Origin of the sequence: Nitrospirillum iridis, from assembly GCF_014205765.1 — a bacterium.
Classification (GTDB): domain Bacteria; phylum Pseudomonadota; class Alphaproteobacteria; order Azospirillales; family Azospirillaceae; genus Nitrospirillum; species Nitrospirillum iridis.
The window spans coordinates 59,687-77,364 of the sequence record NZ_JACIIZ010000018.1 but is presented as its reverse complement, the minus strand read 5'-3'; the positions used below and the strand labels follow the sequence as shown (position 1 = coordinate 77,364).

Below are 17,678 nucleotides of genomic sequence, written 5' to 3'. Positions count from 1 at the left end.
CCAGGGAGCGGGCCTCAAGACGCGGATTGGCGACCAACGGACTTGCCACGACCGCGAACGGCGGCCTTGGCCACCACCTTGCCGCCCCGGCGCCCACGCTTTGGCGGCTCGGCCGGCGGCGGGGGCGGAGGCGCGATACAGGCCTCAAGCGCCTGATAGGCCATGACGATGACCGAAGGAAGCGCCTCGACGGTAACGGTATTGGACCGGGCATACGATGTCGCGATCTTAACCGCCAGTTCGCGCAATTCCGGCTTCAGCCGATCGTTCATCTACCGCTCCCACCCGCTTCCCAAGGACATCTTGATAGAGGGACCGTAATCAAAGACGCTTCGTTTAGCGCCCATTAATTCGGCCTATGCGGTTTGGATGAGTGATGCCGGCCAAGGGTACTGGCCACGCCCCGGCTACACTATGACAAGGGACCGAGGCCGCCACCGGCGGGGAGGCGGGAACTGGATCAGCCGGCCTGGGCCGACGCCGGGGCCGTTAGGCGGTCAAGGCCGATAGCCCCCTCCAGGCGGGCTTGGGCGAAGCGCACACCGGTCGCGTCCGCTTGCCCCAGATCGGCGTCTCTGAGATCGGCGCCGGTGAAATTGGCATACTGCAGTTGGGCGCGCCACAAGCTGGCCCGGGTCAGGTCCGCGCCGGAAAGATCCGCTGGCCAGGAGCGGCCGCTGGGATGGCCATCCGGCCGCAGGATATCCGCCGGGTCGAGGCGGGCGTCCGCCAAATCGGCCCCCATCAGGCGCGCATGCCCCAACGCCGCCCCCCGCAGGACGGCGCCGCGCAGGCTGGCGTCCGTCAGGTCCGCCCCGGACAAGTCGGCCAGGGTCAGATCGGCCCCGGCCAGAAGGACGCCGCGCAGCCGGGCCCCCCGCAGGGCGGCGCCGGACAGACGCACCCCCCGCAGGTCGGCCCCCTCAAGATTGGCCGCCTCCAGCTCCGCCCGGGCCCCCCGGGTGCCGCCACTATCGATCCAGCGTTCGTGTTCATGGACCCGATGACGCATGTCCAGCGCCAGCGAATCGAGGGGCTGGGAAAAGCGTGCCTCGTCCAGCAGGGCGCCGCTGAAATCGCAGTGCTCCAGGTCCACCCCCACCAGATCGGCGCCGGCGAAGCAGGCGTCGTTCAGGCGGGTGCCCACCAGCGACGCGCCGCTCAGTCGCGTGGCCGTCAGATCGGCCTGGCTGAGATCAGCGCCCGTGAAGTCCACATCCCGCAGGACGGAGCCGCCGAGATCGGCCCCCTTCAGGTCAGCGCCGCGCAGGGCGGCGCCCGTGACGTCGCATTCCCGCATGACCACCCCCGACAGGCGCGCACCCACCAGCAGCGCCCGCCCCAGGCGGGCCTGGCGGAAAACGATGTCACGGCCGGAAGGCGCCTCGCCCGCCGCCTTCATCGGCACCGGCATCAGCATGTCGCTGGAACGCAGGTCCGCGCCGCGAAGGTCCGTCCGGTCCAGCCGCGCCCCCCGGAGATTGGAACCGCGCAGATCCGCCGCGACAAGGCAGGCTTGGGTCAAATCGGCACCGGAAAGATCGGCCCCATGGAGATCAGCACCTTCCAGCCGGCAGCCAACGAGGGTGGCGGTGGAAAGGTCCGCCCCCGCCATCAGGGCCCGCGTCAGGTTACGGCGCGACAGGTCGATACCGCGCAGGACATGCATCGCCAGATTGGCCCGCCGGCCGCCAGGTGCCGCCGCCAGCCAGCGTTCGTGATCATCCAGGATCTGGGGCAGCTGGGCGCCGAACATGGGACCTTTCGCTCGCGACCAGGAAAACCAGGTGGGCCGGAGCCGTATGCGGCCACGCCGCCGGTCTGCGGCGAACGGCCGCCGGGCCGGTCCTTCCGAAAGGCGGGATCGCGCCGCCTGGGCCAGTATGGCCGGCGCGGGTTAATGGAAGCTGAAAGCCGCCTGGAAAAGCCGGGCGGAAAATACGCGCGGGACGAATGGCTGACCCGTCAGCGCAGGGTGTCCAGCGCCTCCAGCAGCTGCTCCATGCGATACGGCTTGGACAGCAGCCGCAGCCCCTCCAGCGGGGGCAGGTTTTCCGCGTATCCCGTCGTCAACAGGACGGCCAGGTCGGGCCGCAGCAGGCGCGCCACCTTGGCCAGTTCCACCCCGTTCATGCCCCCGGGCATGACGATATCGGAAAACAGCACGTCGATGACGTCGCCATCCTGCAGCAGGGCTAGGGCCTGGTCGGCGCGCGACGCCTGAAGCACGGTGAACCCCCTCTCCTTCAGGCTGGCGGCCACGGTCGCGGCCACGGTGGCGTCATCCTCCACCACCAGCACGGTCCGCGTCTCCGCCCGGTCGACCGGACGCGGTTCCAGCACCACCACCGGGCGGCGGGCTTCGGTCGCGGATCGGGGCAGGAACAGGGTGACCGTGGTTCCCACCCCCGGCACGCTGTCAAGGTGGACGGTCCCCCCCGACTGGCGGGCGAAACCGTAGACCTGCGACAGTCCGAGGCCGGATCCCTTACCCACCTCCTTGGTGGTGAAGAACGGTTCGAACACATGCGGCAAAACGGCGGGATCGATGCCGGACCCGGTGTCGGTGATGGCCAACCGCACAAACTGGCCCTTCAGTCCCTCCTCCGTGTATTGGGGGGTCAGGTGCACATTCTCCGCCACGAAGCGCAGAACGCCCCCTTGGGGCATGGCGTCGCGCGCGTTGACCGCCACGTTCAGCAGCGCCAACTCCAGTTGGGCGGAATCCGCCATGGCGGGCCAAAGACCTTGGGGCAACGCCATCTCCAGACCGATATCGGCACGCAGCGCATGCATAAGCAGCTGGCGCATGCCCCGCACCAGTTCCGCCACGTCCACCGGTTCCGGCCGCAGCGCCTGGCGCCGGGCGAATGCCATGAGCTGCCGCGTCAGACCGGCGCCCCGGTCGACCGCCTGCATGCCGGCGCGGATCAGGTCCCGGCTGCGATCATCCGCCGCCCGGCGCAACAGCATGTCGAGGCAACCGGAAACCGCCTGCAGCAGGTTGTTGAAATCATGGGCGATTCCCCCGGTCAGGCGCCCGACGGCCTCCATCCGGTGGGCCTGGAAGAGGGCTGTGTTGGCACTCTCCGCCTCCGCCACCGCGGCCCGCACCTTTTCCTCCTGCTCCGCGCTGGACCGGGCCAGACGATGCCCGGCATCCGCCAGCACCAGCGCCACGGCGTCAGCCTCGGCCAATCCCAGGCTATCGGCCGGAACCGCCTCCCCCCGGCCCAGGATGGCGGCGCGGGCGGCCAGTTGCTCCACAGGGTAGGTGATGCCCCGGGCCAGCCGCAGGGCCAGGCCCATGGCCAGCGCCAACAGGGCCACCGCACCGGTCAAGGCGAACAGCAGGCCATGCCAAGCCTCGCGCCCCAACTCGTCGCGGGGGGCCGCCACCGCCACGACCAGGTCCTGGCTGGGTGTCTTGCGGAAGGACACGATCATGGCCAGGCCTTCCAGCGACACCCCCGGCATACGGCCCGACGCCATCCTGGCGTAAGCGTCGATGAATTCCGGCGGCGCCTTCTGGCCGACATAGCGGTCAGGATCCCGGGTCCGGGCGATGATGACGCCTGACCGGTCGACGATTCCGCCGATCCAGCCGGCCCGCAATTGCTGGTCCGTCAACAGCTGGGTGAATTCGGTGGATGGCATGATCAGGGAGAGGATGTAAACGGGCGCGCCGTCCCGGAACACCGGCTCATGCAAGGCGATGGCCTGCTGATTGGTGAGGGCGCTGTTGAACAGCGTGCCCACCCGGCCATGCCCTGATTCAAGCGTGGCCCGCAGATTCGGACCCAATTGGCCGCCGCTGAGCGGCGTTCCCGGCGGCAGCGCCGTGTTCATCAGAACCCGGCCGTCGCTGGCAGCGGCCAGGCGGAACCAATACCCCTTGGGCAGATCGATCGCCCTGGCCTGCGCCTCCAGCGTCGCCAAGTCGCCAACAGCCAGGGCGGGGGAAGCGATCAGCGCCTTGAGGTAGGCCTGGCTCTGTCCCAATTGCTGGTCCACCGCCAGGGCCAGCATGTGCGCGGTCTCGTCCAGGTGCCGTTCGGCGACCCGTCGCTCGCGGACATAGGCGCCCCCCAGCAGCAGGGCGCCCCCCAAAAGGGGCGGCAACAACAAGGTGACGGCCGCCAGCAGCAACCGCCCGCGGACCCCCAGGGACGGACGGGCGGCCCGCGGTCCGCCCCTGGCGGCGAAGCGGGCGCGCAGGCCAGAGGGCGCCGCCATCGCGGCCGCCGTCCCCCGTCCCACCGCCAGGCCCTCGCGGGGGCCGACATCCTCGCCATCCGCCACGTCTTCATCCCTTCGCCAGAGAGCGGCCGCCGGCACAGGCGCGCTTCACGAACCCCGCTTGACTCGTCAGGCGGGAAAGGCCCCCTCTCCGAGAGGTCGCCAAGCTACCGCGCCACGGCGCCCCTGACCAGAGAGAGGTATGCCCTATGCGCTCGCGTGCCCCCGCCGACGGAGCGCATCTCAGTTGGTGACTTTGGCGAAGTCCCCCGCACGGAAATACGACAGCTTGGCCGGGTCTATACGGGCCCGCAGCGCCGCCGTCACCTGCGCCGGCGTCAAAGCCTTGACCTTGGCCTCCATCTCCGTCGACCAGGCCATGGTCCTGCCCAGATAGAGGTTGCCCGCCAACATGCTGGCCAAGCGGCCGTCATCCGTGCGCCCCATGTGGACCTGATCCAGGAAACCGCTTTTGGCTTCCGCCAGTTCCTGATCGGTGACGCCGTCGCGGATCAGCCGAGCCACCTCCTCGCCGAACGCGGCCTTCACTTTCGCCACGTTCTGCGGGGCGGCGATGGCCTGCAGGGTCAGGCGGCCGACAGGGTCGATGGAGCCCACCGACAAGGCTGACCCGGCGCCATAGGACAGGCCTTCCTTCTGACGGACGCGATCGCCCAGGCGGGAGTGGAGGGTGCTGCCGCCCAGGATGCGGTTGGCCATCAGCAGGGCGGGATACTCCGGATCATCCTCGTTGAGGGCCAGGGGCAGGCCCGCCAGCAGGATGGCGTTGGCCTTGTCCGGGGTCTCGATCACCTGGTCCAGTCCGGCGATCGGGGCCAGCGTCTCGGGAATGCGGCTATAGGCCTGCGGCGCCACGAATCCGCCCAGCGCCCCCTGCACCAGTTGCGGCATGGTGGCGGCATCGAAGTCGCCGACCACGGCCACCTGCGCTGACCGGGCGCCGTAGAAGGCGCGGTGAAAGGCCTTGACCTCATCCAGCGTCAGCGCCCGGACCTTGGCGATCCAATCGTCAACCGAGTCGATATGGCCGGGGTGATCGGGCTGGGTGGTGTCGAAGGCCCGGTCGAAGGCGTTGGTCGCCAGCGCCTGCGGATCGGTCTTGGACGATTCCAGGTCGGCAATGGTGGCGGCGCGCCACTGTTCAAACTCATCGGCGGGGAAGCTGGGTTCGCGCAGGATTTCCCCAACCAGGCCCATGACGTCGTTGATGTGCGCCCGGTCGGTCCGCACCGCCACGCTGACCAGCTGGGTTCCGGATGAGACACCCAGGCTGGCCTTCATCTTGTCCAGCATGTCGGCGATCTGCTGACGGCTATGCTTGACCGTTCCCTTGGTCAGCAGGTTGGCCACCGCCTCGCCCGCCGCGTCCTTGCCCGTCAGACTGGCGTCATCGCCATAGCGCAGGCGCACCAGCACGTTCACCGCCTGGCCGCGCGCCGGCTTGGCCAGCAGGGCCAGCTTGCCGCCGTCCGCCAAATCCAGGCGCTGGGTGTGCGCCTCGATATTGGCCGGGGTGGCGTCGAACAGGGTGTCGGCCACCGCCTGTTCCCGGCCCTTGTATGCCTGCACCAGGGTCGCGGCGGCGGGTGCCGTCGGAATGTCCACCCGTTCGGGCTGGGCGGTGGGGATGTAGTGCCCCACCGTGCGGTTGGCCGCCCGGAAATAGGCTTCGGCCACCCGCTGAACGTCCGCCGCCGTCACGGCGGCGATGCGGTCGCGATTCAAGAACATCAGCCGCCAGTCGCCCTGGGCGATGCTGTCGGTCAGCGTCAGGGCCACCCCGTTGGGATTGTCCATCAGCTGGTCGTAATTCTTCATGATGCGGGTCTTGGCCCGGTCGACCTCCTCATCGGTGATGGGGTGGTCGTGCACGCCCTCCACGATGCCGGTCATGACCTCCAGCACCTTGGCGGCGTCCCCGCCCTTGGGCACCTCCGCCAGCACCAGGGCGAGGCCGGGATCCAGCCGCTTTTCCGCGGAGGCCGAAACGGCGGTGGCCAGCTTCTGTTCCACCAGCGCCTTGTGCAGGCGGCCCGACGGGACGCTGCCCAGGATGAAGGACAGAACCGACAGCGCGGCGCTGTCGGGATGGGTGGCGGCGGGGATGTGATAGGCTAGGCCCTCATACCCCGTGTCGCCCACCCGGCGCAGGGTGACGGACCGTTCCCCATCCTGCGCCGGTTCCACCGTGTATTCCGGCGGCAGGACCCCGGCCGGGTTCTTCAGCTTGCCGAAGGTCGCCTGCACGCTGGCCAGCGCCTTGGCCGGGTCGAACTTGCCGGCGATGACCAGGGTGGCGTTATCCGGCCGGTAATAGCGGTGGTAGAAAGCCTGCAGGTGGCCGATGTCCACATTCTCCACGTCAGACCGGGCACCGATGGTGGAATGGCCGTAGTGATGCCAGAGATAGGCCGTGGAGTGCATGCGCTCCATCAGGATGCCGACGGCGTTGTTCTCCCGCATCTCCATCTCATTGCGCACCACCGTCATCTCGCTGTCGAGATCGGCGCGCGCGATGAAGGAGTTGACCATGCGGTCGGCCTCCAGGCCCAGCGCCCAGTCCAGATAATCCTGGCGGGCGTCGAAGGTCTCGTAATAGTTCGTGCGGTCTTCCGCCGTGGTCGCGTTGTTCTGGAATCCCCGTTTCTGGGTTTCCTGCGGGATGCCCTTATGGTTGGGCGTGCCCTTGAACATCAGGTGTTCCAGCAGGTGGGCCATGCCCGTCTCGCCATAGCTTTCCATGCGGGAACCGACGCGGTAGACGACGTTGACGGTGATGGTGGATTTGGCCTCGCTGGGGAACAGCAGCACGCGCAGGCCGTTGGCCAGGCGGTATTCGGTGATGCCCTCGACACTTGTGACCGAGGCCGGGGCGACCGACGCCGGGGCGGACGACTTGCCGGCGGGAATCGCCTTGGCCGGAGTATCGGCCGCATAGGCAGGCGACGGCGCGAAGACGGGCGCCACCAGGGCGGACAGGGCGCAGCCGGAAGCCAGCGCGGCCGCCAGCCAAATCTTACCAGAAGCCAAAATCGTCCCTCTCTTTCCCACGAAACGTGCCGGGCGCGGTGCCCCGCGTCGGTACAGCTGCCCGCGCAGTGTGCATGAGGGCGCATGCCCTGGGCAGGGAATTAATCAGCGCACCCCCCGGCCAGCAGCGTCGCGACGCCGGCCGGCCTCCCCCCAATTCAGATTCATCCCTCCCCTCCCCGCCTATGGTGCTATTCAGGAAGCCGGACTATCGTGGTCGCGGCGGACCGCCCACCATGCGGGTCTGACAATGCGGTCGCGGCCATGCACCGGGGCTGAACCACGACAGAAGAGCTGACACCCCCCGTGACCGAACTCCTGGTCGCCTGTCCCGAATGTGACGCGCTGCATGAACGGCGAGAGCTGGCACCCGGCGCCAAGGCCCGTTGCGTGCGGTGCCGCGCCGTGCTGTACCGCCGGTCCCGCCTGGAGCTGGACAACCAGCTGGCGCTGGTGACGGCGGCCATCCTGACCTACCTGATCGCCAACAGCTTCCCCATCGTCGACCTGCAGATCCAGGGCCGCAGCAACAGCGCCACTCTCGTTGGCAGCGTGCTCTCACTCTGGCGGGATGGCCGTGAGTTGGTGGCCGTCCTGGTGTTCGCCACCACGCTGCTGTTCCCTTTGATCGATCTGGGGGCCATGCTGTCCCTCTTGTTGATAACCCGACGGGGCCGCCCGACGCGCGCGTTCGCCCCCCTGCTGCGCTTCCTGCTGACGCTACGCCCCTGGGGCATGATCGAGGTGTTCATGCTGGGCATCGTCGTCTCGCTGGTTAAACTCTCCAACATGGCCCAAGTGCTGCCAGGGGTGGCGCTGTGGGCATTCGGCATCTTGACCGTGCTGATGGCCGTCATCCTGTCGATGGATTTGCATGCCCTATGGCACGTGGCCCCCCGGACCGTCGCCTCCCTCAAAGCGCCTGGACGTCCTGTCCACCGATGAACGCCGCCCCCCTTCCCCCCATCCCACCGATCACCACCGCGGCGGACGCTGGCTTGGTCGCCTGCCCGCATTGCCGTCTGGTGTGCCGGGACATCGCCACGGACACCCCCACCCTGCGGGGGCGGCTGCGCTGCCCGCGCTGCGCCGGCCGCCTGCACCCCCGCAAAGTGGACAGCCTGTCGCGAACATGGGCGCTGCTGATCGCCGCCGTTATCCTGTACATCCCCGCCAACCTGTTCCCGGTGATGGAAACGGTCACACTGTTCGGAACGCAGGACGATACCATCCTGTCCGGCATCGCCTATTTCTGGACCTCGGGCTCACCGGAACTGGCCATCCTGATTTTCAGCGTCAGCATCCTGGTGCCCCTGTTGAAACTGGCGACGCTCAGCGCGCTCGCCCTCTCCATCCACCGCCGTGCCGCCGGCGGCACGCACCAACGCGCCCGACTGTTTCGCATTGTCGAGTTCGTGGGCCGCTGGTCCATGCTGGACGTGTTCGTCGTGGCGTTGATGGTCGGGCTGGTGCATTTCCAGGGACTGGCTGTCATCCAGGCCGGTCCGGGCGCCGCCGCCTTCGGGGCGGTGGTCGTGCTGACCATGCTGGCCGCCCACAGTTTCGACCCGCGCATGATCTGGGACCGCGCACGACGCCCCGCCCCTGGGAAACACCCCTCAGGGAAACACCCCCCTGGAAAACACCATGGCTGACCCCACCCCCGAAAACGCCCCTGCCGGTTCCTTGCCAGAACCGGTGATCGATCCCGGCCGGCGCTGGGTCCCGTCGCTGGTCTGGCTGATACCGTTGCTGGCGGCAGCGATCGGCCTGACGCTCGTGGTGAAGACCCTCTGGATGCGCGGGCCCAGCATCACCATCAGCTTCGTCACCGCCGATGGAATCGAGCCAAACAAGACCAAGGTGAAGTTCAAGGATGTCGACATCGGCGAGGTCAAAGCCGTGACCCTCAGTCCCGACCACGCCCATGTGCTGGTCAAGGTGGACCTGACCAAGGACACCAAGGGCTTCGCAGTCGAGGACAGCCGGTTTTGGGTGGTGCGTCCGCGTTTCGCCGAAACCGGCGTGTCCGGCCTGAACACCCTGTTGTCGGGGTCCTACATCGGTGTCGATGCCGGCCGATCGGACAACCCACGCACGGAGTTCACCGGGCTGGAGGACCCGCCGGTGGTCGCCTCGGACGTGCCCGGGCAACGCTACACGCTGCATACCGACGACATCGGGTCGCTGGCCGCAGGCTCCCCCATCTATTACAAGCGTATCCCCGTTGGCCACATCGAGCGCTATACCCTGGACAAGGACGGACGGCGCATCACGCTGCGCGTCTTCATCAAGTCACCCTATGATTCGTTCGTCACCAAAAACGCCAAGTTCTGGCATGCCAGCGGCATAGACGTGCGCATCGACGGTTCCGGCCTCAAAGTGGATACCCAGGCCCTGGCGACCATCCTGATGGGTGGAATCGCTTTCGAGGTTCCCCCCGACACGCCCATGACACCCGCACCCGCCGGCAGCGAGTTCGAACTAGCCGCCAACCATGCCGACGCCCTGAAGGCGCCGGATGGCTACCATGTGCCGGTGCTCTTGCGCTTCCACCAATCGATCCGCGGCCTGACCGTGGGGGCGCCGGTGGATTTCCGCGGTGTGGAACTGGGGAACGTCACCAGCGTCGGCGTGGAATATGAACCGGCCAGCCAGGACTTCGCCGCCCGCGTGACGGTGAACATTTTCCCTGATCGCCTCAGTTCCTACGAACGGACCCTGCCGCCGGAAGCCGACACCGCCGCCAGGCTGAAGGTGCTGGGCCAACTCGTGGAGCATGGTCTACGCGCCCAACTGCGCACCAGCAGCCTGTTGACCGGGCAACTCTACGTGGCCTTGGATTTCATCAAGAACGCCCCGCCGGCGACGTTGGACCCCAAGGGCGATCCCGTGGAACTGCCCACCGTGCCCGGCGATCTGGAGGCGCTGTATGAACAGGTGCAGCAGATCGTATCGAAGCTGAACAAGATCCCCTTCGATGCCATCGGCGAGAACGCCCGCAAGGCGCTGGCCAGTGTCGACAGCGCCACGCGCCATATCGACGATCTGGTACAGCACGCCGACCATGACGTGCTGCCGGAAATCCGCGACAGCCTGAAACAAATGGAGCAGACCCTCGCGGCCACGCAGGCCAGCGTCGCCCCCGACGCGCCGCTGCAACAGGATACCCGCCAGGCCCTGAAGGGCGTCATGGACGCCACCCGGTCCCTGAAAGCCCTGAGCGACAGTTTGGAACGCCACCCGGAATCCCTGGTGCGCGGCAGAAAGGACAAGGACGAATGACCGTGATGCCGCCCCCTTCCCGTCTCGCCCAGGCCTTGGGCGTCCTCACCGGCCTCGCCCTTCTGGCCGGCTGCGGCGGATCGGCGCCCATCCATTATCACGCGCTGGCGCCGCAGCCCGCCGGCGCACCGGCGGCCGGCACCGCGAGGGTACTGGTGGAGGTGCTGCCGGTGGCCGTGCCGGAGCGCCTGAACAGGACCCAGCTGGTCCTCACCGACCCCGCCGGGCGCCTCGACGTGCGGGACGAGGATCGCTGGGCCGCACCCGTGGCCGATGAGATGCGCCTGGCCCTGGCCGGCACCCTCTGGCAGCGGCTGCGCGCCACCGACGTCTACCAGGCGCCGGTGGCTCCCGCCCCCAACGGCCCGCCGCAATACCGGTTGGCGTTGCGCATCGAACGCTTTGACGCCACCCCTGGCGGCACGGCGGTGGTGGACGGCAGCTGGACCATGCGCCGGCTGCCCCAGGGCGCCGCCCTCACCTGCCGCGCCGGCTTCAGCGTCCCAGTGACGGCAACGACGACGGACGCTGCGGCCACCGCCCTGTCGAGCGCAGCCGCCCAGTTGGCGGCGGCCGTCGCCGACAGCCTGTCGCGGCTGGACCAAGCGGCCCCCGGCACCACGCCGGCAGCCTGCGGCACGGATGGCTCCTGATAGGAGGACGGAAGAGCAAGCCCCCTTAACCATAAGCATAGGGGCGCGCTTTACCGTTCCTTAACATGCTTAACGGACTATTGAGCCTGATGGCGCCGTCCTCCCGTGTCCCTTGCCGGACCCGGTCTCGAGGGGGCGCCGGGGATTTGGGCTGGCCACGCGCCAGTCCGGACTTCGGCCAAGGAACCGTAAGAGCCATGAAAAACCTGTCCATCCGCCGCAAGGTCATCCTGGCGTTCAGCGCCGTGCTGACGATCACCCTGATTCTGGGCCTGGTCGCCATGGTGCAGGCCGCGCGCATGAACAATTCAGCCATGGAGATCCGCGACGACTGGCTGCCATCCACCCGGGCGGTGGGGCAGATCGTGCAGGCGACGGAACGCTTCCGTTCCCTGGAGGGGTCCTACCTGCTGGTCAAGGAGCCGGCCATGCGGGAAGAGGTGGAAAAGCGCTTCGCCGCGACGCTGGCGGACTACGACAAGGCCTGGACGGCTTATCAGCCGCTGATCGGCCCCGGGGAGGAACGGGCGGCGGCCGACGACATCAGCCGGCTGTGGACAGTCTACCTGGGCCTGCACCAGAAGCTGCTGGCCACCGCCCACGCCGGACAGATGGATGAGGCCATCGCCTCCTTCCGTGGCGAAATGATTGATAATTTCACCAAGCTGCGCCAGGCGTTGAAGCTGGACGCCGACGTCAACATGAAGGGCGCCGACATGGCGGCCCAAGCCAACCGCAACAGCTACGCCGACGCCAAGCTCATGGTCACGGGCGCCATCATCCTTGCCCTGGCCCTGGGGGGACTGGCCGGCTTCGCCCTGATACGCCTCGTGTCCAAACCGCTGGACGACATGACGGCCGCCATGGGCCGTCTGGCCGACCATGATCTGTCGGTGCAAATCCCGGGCGCCGACCGGCTGGATGAGATCGGCCGCATGGCCGCCGCCGTCGCCGTCTTCCGCGACAGCATGATCCGCGCCGATGAACTGGCCGAAGCCGCCCGGCAGGAACAGGCGCGCCGTGAAGAGCAAGTGCGCCAGCGCGAGCTGCACATCGAGGAGTTCAACAAGGTCTCAACCGAACTGGTGAATTTCGTCGCCCACGCCGCCGAGGAATTGGGCCAGACGGCCGGCCGCCTGACCCAGATCGTCGATGGCAACCGGCGCCAGGTGCAGGCCGTGGCGTCCGGCGCGGAGGAGGCATCGACCAACGTGCAGACCGTTGCCGCCGCGACGGAAGAATTGACCGCCTCCATCGGTGAGATCAGCCGCCAGGCCTTGCAGTCCGCCACCGTGGCCGACCAGGCCGTGCGCCAGGCGGAACGCACCGACGCCACCGTCAACGGCCTGGCGGAGGGCGCCCAGCGGATCGAGGCGGTGATCGGCCTGATCCGTGAAATCGCCAGCCAGACCAACCTGTTGGCCTTGAACGCCACCATCGAGGCGGCCCGCGCGGGGGAGGCTGGCAAGGGCTTCGCCGTCGTTGCCACCGAGGTGAAGGCCCTGGCCAACCAAACCGCCAAGGCGACCGAGGACATCGGCGCCCAGGTGGCAGCCATCCAGCAGGAAACGACGGACGCGGTGACGGCCATCCGCCAGATCCAGTCCACCATCCGCGACATTGGCGCCGGCACCTCCGTTATCGCCGCGGCGGTGGAGGAACAGGGGGCGGCGACGCGGGAGATCACCCGTAACGTGACCGAGGCGTCCAAAGGCACGGTGATGGTGTCCAACAACATCGGCGCCGTGGCCGAAGCCTCCGAGGAAACCGCCGCCGCCTCGGTGCAGGTTCTGGACGCTTCCCAGAGCCTGGCCAAGGAATCGGCCCGGCTGCAGGAAGCCGTCTCCGACTTTTTCGCCAAATTGCGCGCCGCCTGAGAAAGGGACGCCCCCTATTCAGCGCTTTCCCGCGGGCGGCCGGTCAGTTGGACGCTGAACGGCCGCCCGCATCCCCAACCGGGGTTGCCCCAGGGGGCTGTCCGGCATCCCCGTCGCCCTTCCGGAAAAAGATGCTGACCGATCCGATCTCCACGCCCCACTTGCTGACGTGGGCGCGGTTCAGCATCACCCCGCCCGGCTGCAAGAACATCCAATCGTCAAACGACACGCGAAGCCGGCCATCGCCCACCTTGAGATCCATGCGGTAGGCCCAGTTGAAGGCATTGCCGGATGCCACGCCCCGGGCGGTGCCGATGACGTCACCCGCCGTTCCCTCATACCGGTCGGGCGCGACCCGGCGCACCGTCCAGGTCCGCTCTTCCCGTTCGCCGTCGCTGTAGAGGAAGACCTCATGCAGGATCAACGCATCGTCCCGCCGGGTGCCCTCGATGTCCACGGTGAATTGCCGCCTGATTTTGCCGAAGCGATCTTCAAACAAGCCCCAGGCCTTGGTGTGGCCGGAAAAGTAATCTTCCAGCACCAGCCGCGGCGTGCCCTGGGCGAAGTCCGTCGGCGTCATGGTCGCGCATCCGCTGAACAGCGGGGCGCACGCCAGCATGGCCAAGAACCGCTTCCACATGTCCGCCCCCTCATGAACCTTCGCGCGAAGTCCCGGGGCACCCCTATGGTGACGGCGGCGGCGCAGGTGATCTGAGGTACGGCGTGAAACGCCGAACGGATCACCGCCGGACGCGGGCGATCAGGCGCACGACACGGAACGTCATGCCATGAAGTCCGCCCCCCCAAGAGCCCCTCAAGCGCTGGCGCGCCCGCTCATTCGGATGCGGCCGGCACGCTATGTTCGGCGATGTATTGTTCCAGCGCCGTCGCCGCGTTCAGCATGTGGGCACGCATGCGGCGAGCGGCCGTTTCGCCGTCCCCCTCGGCGATGGCGGCCATGACGCTGTCATGTTCCTCCCGGGAGCGGGCGATGCGGTCCCCCTGACGCAACTGGGTGCGCCGGAAGGCATTCAGGCGCTTGCGGACCGCCATCGCCTGTTCGGCCATGAAGCTGTTGTGGGTCGCATGATAGAGGGTTTCATGGAATTCCCGGTTGAAGGCGTCATAGGCGTCGATGTCGCCCCGCTCCACCATCTCCAGGGACTCCCGGTGCAGCCGCATGAGGCGGCTGCGTTCCAGCGGCGTCATGCGGTGCGTGGCAAGACGCACGCACATGGCCTCGATCTCCGCCGTGGCTTCGAACATGTCCATGATGCGCTCAGGCGTCAGCCGCGTGACGACCACGCCGCGCCGGGGACGCATCTCCACGAGGCCGCTGAAGGCGAGCTGGCGCAACGCCTCGCGCACCGGGGTCCGCGAGGCGCCAAACCGATCGGCCAGATCCTGTTCGTCGAGTTGCATGCCCGCGGGCAGGTCACCACGGGCGATTTCATCGGTCAGCGCGTCGCGGATCCGGTCCGAGAGCAGCGCCCGTTCCTCGGGCATGCCTTCCGTCAGGTCAACGATCGCGCTCATGATCCTCAGCCCCCCACAATTCCCCGCACGATAAGATAGAGGATGGACGGGGCGACCAGGCAACCAAGTCCGGTATGAAAGGTGGCCGTCAAGGCGCCGTAAGGCACCAGCCGCCGATCGGTCGCCGCCAGCCCGCCGGAAACGCCACTGACCGTCCCCATCAGGCCACCAAAGACCATCGCGCTGCGTGGGTTGTCCAGGCCAATCGCCTTCGCGACGATGGGCGTGCCGATCATGACCAACACCGCCTTGAAGACACCGGTCGCGATGGACAGCGCCATCACGGCCGAACTGGCGCCCAGGGCGGCACCGGTCACCGGACCGACGATGTAGGTGACGGCGCCGGCACCGATGGTCGTGATGGACACGGCGTCGGTATAGCCGAAGGCGACCGCCACCAGGGACCCGACGATGAAGGGAAGGATCGTTCCCAGGGCCAGGGCGCAGGCGCCGATGGCGCCTGCCTTGCGCGCCTGGATGACGTCCACCTCGAAAGCCGTGGCCACGATCGCGAAGTCGCGCAGCATCGCCCCCCCCATGAGGCCGATCCCGGCGAGGACCGGGATATCCACGACCCCCTTGTCCCCACCCGTCCATAGGCCGGCGGCGAAGGCGGCGGCGAGCCCGATGACGATGGCGATCGCCGAACCGTGGACCCGGCCGAACAGGAGGCGTTTCGATATGGCGTTCGACAACCACATCACCAGGCCGACGATGGCGAACGCGGTCACCAAGGCGTTGGCGGACAGGGCGTGCTTCAGGATTTCCATGACCATCCCCCTCAAACCACCGGCTCGCCGGGGGGCGATGCCTGCGCCCTGGCCTTGGCCTCGATCTCATCCATGGTCTCGCCCTTCTTGCCGATCCGGCTGATCAAGGCGACGGTGGCGAAGCAGATCAGGACGGCGGAAATGCCGGCGATGAGCACCAGGGGACCGCTGCGCGCGGCGACCAGGACGTTCTGCTGGGCGGCCATGGCCACCACGATCGGAATGTAGAGGGCGCCCCAGAACTCGACACCAAACTTGACGCCGGCGGTCATCAGGCCGCGGCGGGTGAGCCAGAGGCGCGCGGCGATCAGCAGCAACATGGCGATGCCGACACCACCGACATTGGCCTTCACCCCGAGGGCCGACCCCAGCAGATCACCGAGGAAACTGCCCAAAAGGGTGCAGATGGCGAGCAGCGCCACACCGGAGATGGTCATATCCGGCCTCCCCGGCCTGTTGGTCCATCAAAACGCAAAGTCGCCATTATTCCCCTCCCGTGCATGCAGACTCTCTAGGTCCATCGCCGTGAGAATACACGATATTGAATTTCCCGCAATTGCGGATACAATGGTCGGGAAAATACACCCTTGCGCATACGAAGGTCGATCATGCGGGATTGGAACATGAAGGGCCGGGACAGGCAGGCGCGGCTGGAAGCGGGCCGCCGCCTGGCCTCGGGCAAGGTCGTCGCGGCCCAGGACCTCGTGGCGTTCCTGGAAGCGGTTCTGCGCCCCGGCGATCGGGTCTGCCTGGAAGGTGACAATCAAAAGCAGGCGGACGTGCTGGCCAAGGCCCTGGCCAAGGTGGATCCGGCCAAGGTCCACGACCTGCACATGGTGCAGTCGGGCGTCGTCCTGCCGGAGCATCTCGACATCTTCGAAACCGGCATAGCGCGGCGGCTGGACTTTTCCTATTCCGGCCCGCAATCCGCCCGGATCGCGCGCATGATGTTCGGCGGCCGGATCGAGCTGGGCGCCGTCCACACCTACCTTGAGCTGTTCGCCCGCTATTTCATCGACCTGACGCCCCAGGTGGCGCTGATCGCCGCGGTCAGCGCCGATCGGGCCGGCAATCTCTACACCGGCCCCAACACGGAGGACACGCCCACCGTCGTGGAGGCGACCAGCTTCGGCAAAGGGCTGGTCATCGCCCAGGTGGGTGAGATCGTCGACCAGGTCCCGCGTGTCGACATACCGGCCGACCAGGTCCATTTCGTGGTGAACGCCCAGCGCCCCTTCTATGTGGAGCCGCTGTTCACCCGCGACCCGGCGGCCATCACGGAAACCCAGATCCTGACGGCAATGCTGGCCATCAAGGGGCTGTACGCCCCCTACGGCGTGCGTCGGCTGAACCATGGCATCGGCTTCAACACCGCCGCCATCGAATTGCTGCTGCCGACCTACGGCGAACGGCTGGGGCTGAAGGGCAAGGTCTGCACCCACTGGGCGCTCAACCCCCACCCGACCTTGATTCCCGCCATCGAAAGCGGCTGGGTGGAACAGATCCATTGCTTCGGCTCCGAAGTGGGGATGGAGGACTACATGCGGGCCCGGCCGGACATCTTCTTCACCGGCCCTGATGGTTCGCTGCGCTCCAACCGGGCGTTCTGCCAAACCGCCGGCCTCTACGCATGCGACATGTTCATCGGTTCCACGCTGCAGATCGACCTGGCTGGCAACAGTTCCACGATCACCGGCAGCCGGGTCGCCGGTTTCGGGGGGGCGCCCAACATGGGATCGGACGCCCGGGGGCGTCGCCATCCCAGCGCCCCCTGGCTGCGCGCCGGCCAGGAGGCGGACCCGACCGGGGCCCCGGCCCTGCGCCGGGGGCGCAAACTGGTCATCCAGATCGGCGAGACCTTCGGCGACGGCAATGCGCCGATGTTCGTGGAGCGGCTGTCCGCCCTGGACCTCGCCGACAAGCTGGACCTCGACCTGGCGCCGGTCATGGTCTACGGCGACGACGTCACCCACATCGTCACGGAAGAGGGGGTGGCCAACCTGCTGCTGTGCCGCGACAAGGACGAGCGGGAGCAGGCCATCCGGGGGGTCGCCGGCTATACCGAGGTCGGCCGCGCCCGTGACCGCAAGATGGTGGAACGCCTGCGCGAGCGCAAAGTCATCCAGCGGCCCGAAGATTTGGGCATCGACCCCCTGGACGCCGACCGCAGCCTGCTGGTGGCGCGTTCCATCAAGGACCTGATGATCGCCTCGGGCGGGCTCTACCGGCCGCCCAGCCGCTTCCGCAATTGGTAAGGCCCCATCCCC

General features: G+C 67.7%; 13 protein-coding genes and 1 pseudogene. 6 read left to right on the top strand and 8 right to left on the bottom strand.

Features of this window, described 5'->3' with window-relative positions:
- Positions 1 to 14 precede the first annotated feature (14 nt).
- The 4 genes from FHS74_RS25660 to FHS74_RS25645 form a co-directional block, all read right to left on the bottom strand.
- On the bottom strand, positions 15 to 272 hold the full coding sequence (locus FHS74_RS25660) for a hypothetical protein (protein WP_184807106.1): 258 nt from the start codon (positions 270 to 272) through the stop codon (positions 15 to 17).
- A 188-nt stretch (positions 273 to 460) separates the two neighbouring features.
- The gene (locus tag FHS74_RS25655) at positions 461 to 1,756 is read right to left on the bottom strand and encodes a pentapeptide repeat-containing protein (protein ID WP_184807105.1); all 1,296 of its coding nucleotides are present in this window, start codon (positions 1,754 to 1,756) and stop codon (positions 461 to 463) included.
- A gap of 209 nt (positions 1,757 to 1,965) precedes the next feature.
- Positions 1,966 to 4,302 carry an ATP-binding protein gene (locus FHS74_RS31210; RefSeq protein ID WP_184807104.1) on the bottom strand — a complete coding sequence of 779 codons (2,337 nt, stop codon included), beginning with the start codon at positions 4,300 to 4,302 and terminating at the stop codon, positions 1,966 to 1,968.
- Positions 4,303 to 4,482: 180 nt separating this feature from the next.
- Positions 4,483 to 7,290, bottom strand: a complete 2,808-nt coding sequence (locus FHS74_RS25645) for a M16 family metallopeptidase (RefSeq protein ID WP_211106554.1) — start codon at positions 7,288 to 7,290, stop codon at positions 4,483 to 4,485.
- Positions 7,291 to 7,596: 306 nt separating this feature from the next.
- Between FHS74_RS25645 and FHS74_RS25640 the strand changes: the two genes are divergently transcribed.
- The 5 genes and pseudogenes from FHS74_RS25640 to FHS74_RS25620 form a co-directional block, all read left to right on the top strand.
- Positions 7,597 to 8,235: a paraquat-inducible protein A gene (locus FHS74_RS25640; RefSeq protein WP_184807103.1), complete on the top strand. Its 639-nt coding sequence runs from the start codon at positions 7,597 to 7,599 to the stop codon at positions 8,233 to 8,235.
- Positions 8,232 to 8,945: a paraquat-inducible protein A gene (locus FHS74_RS25635; RefSeq protein ID WP_184807102.1), complete on the top strand. Its 714-nt coding sequence runs from the start codon at positions 8,232 to 8,234 to the stop codon at positions 8,943 to 8,945. Before FHS74_RS25640 ends, FHS74_RS25635 begins: the two co-directional genes overlap by 4 nt.
- Positions 8,938 to 10,575, top strand: a complete 1,638-nt coding sequence (locus tag FHS74_RS25630) for a PqiB family protein (RefSeq protein WP_184807101.1) — start codon at positions 8,938 to 8,940, stop codon at positions 10,573 to 10,575. Before FHS74_RS25635 ends, FHS74_RS25630 begins: the two co-directional genes overlap by 8 nt.
- The gene (locus tag FHS74_RS25625) at positions 10,572 to 11,228 is read left to right on the top strand and encodes a PqiC family protein (RefSeq protein WP_184807100.1); all 657 of its coding nucleotides are present in this window, start codon (positions 10,572 to 10,574) and stop codon (positions 11,226 to 11,228) included. The genes FHS74_RS25630 and FHS74_RS25625 overlap by 4 nt, the downstream gene beginning before the upstream one ends.
- A 215-nt stretch (positions 11,229 to 11,443) precedes the next feature.
- A pseudogene (locus FHS74_RS25620) lies at positions 11,444 to 13,105 on the top strand (methyl-accepting chemotaxis protein); the annotation flags it as partial.
- A 43-nt stretch (positions 13,106 to 13,148) separates the two neighbouring features.
- Here the strand turns inward: FHS74_RS25620 and FHS74_RS25615 are convergent.
- The 4 genes from FHS74_RS25615 to madL all read right to left on the bottom strand — a co-directional run bounded on the left by FHS74_RS25615 (position 13,149) and on the right by madL (position 15,848).
- A complete protein-coding gene (locus FHS74_RS25615; RefSeq protein WP_184807098.1) occupies positions 13,149 to 13,745 on the bottom strand; it encodes a DUF3833 domain-containing protein in 597 nt (198 codons plus the stop codon).
- Positions 13,746 to 13,939: 194 nt separating this feature from the next.
- On the bottom strand, positions 13,940 to 14,641 hold the full coding sequence (locus tag FHS74_RS25610) for a GntR family transcriptional regulator (protein ID WP_184807097.1): 702 nt from the start codon (positions 14,639 to 14,641) through the stop codon (positions 13,940 to 13,942).
- Between the two features lie 5 nt (positions 14,642 to 14,646).
- A complete protein-coding gene (madM, locus tag FHS74_RS25605) occupies positions 14,647 to 15,411 on the bottom strand; it encodes a malonate transporter subunit MadM (protein ID WP_184807096.1) in 765 nt (254 codons plus the stop codon).
- An 11-nt stretch (positions 15,412 to 15,422) separates the two neighbouring features.
- Complete coding sequence (gene madL, locus FHS74_RS25600; RefSeq protein WP_184807095.1) at positions 15,423 to 15,848, bottom strand: malonate transporter subunit MadL; 426 nt, start codon at positions 15,846 to 15,848, stop codon at positions 15,423 to 15,425.
- Positions 15,849 to 16,019: 171 nt separating this feature from the next.
- On the opposite strand from madL, the gene mdcA reads away from it, so the two are divergent.
- Positions 16,020 to 17,666 carry a malonate decarboxylase subunit alpha gene (gene mdcA / locus FHS74_RS25595; protein WP_184807094.1) on the top strand — a complete coding sequence of 549 codons (1,647 nt, stop codon included), beginning with the start codon at positions 16,020 to 16,022 and terminating at the stop codon, positions 17,664 to 17,666.
- The last annotated feature ends 12 nt before the right edge of the window (positions 17,667 to 17,678 follow it).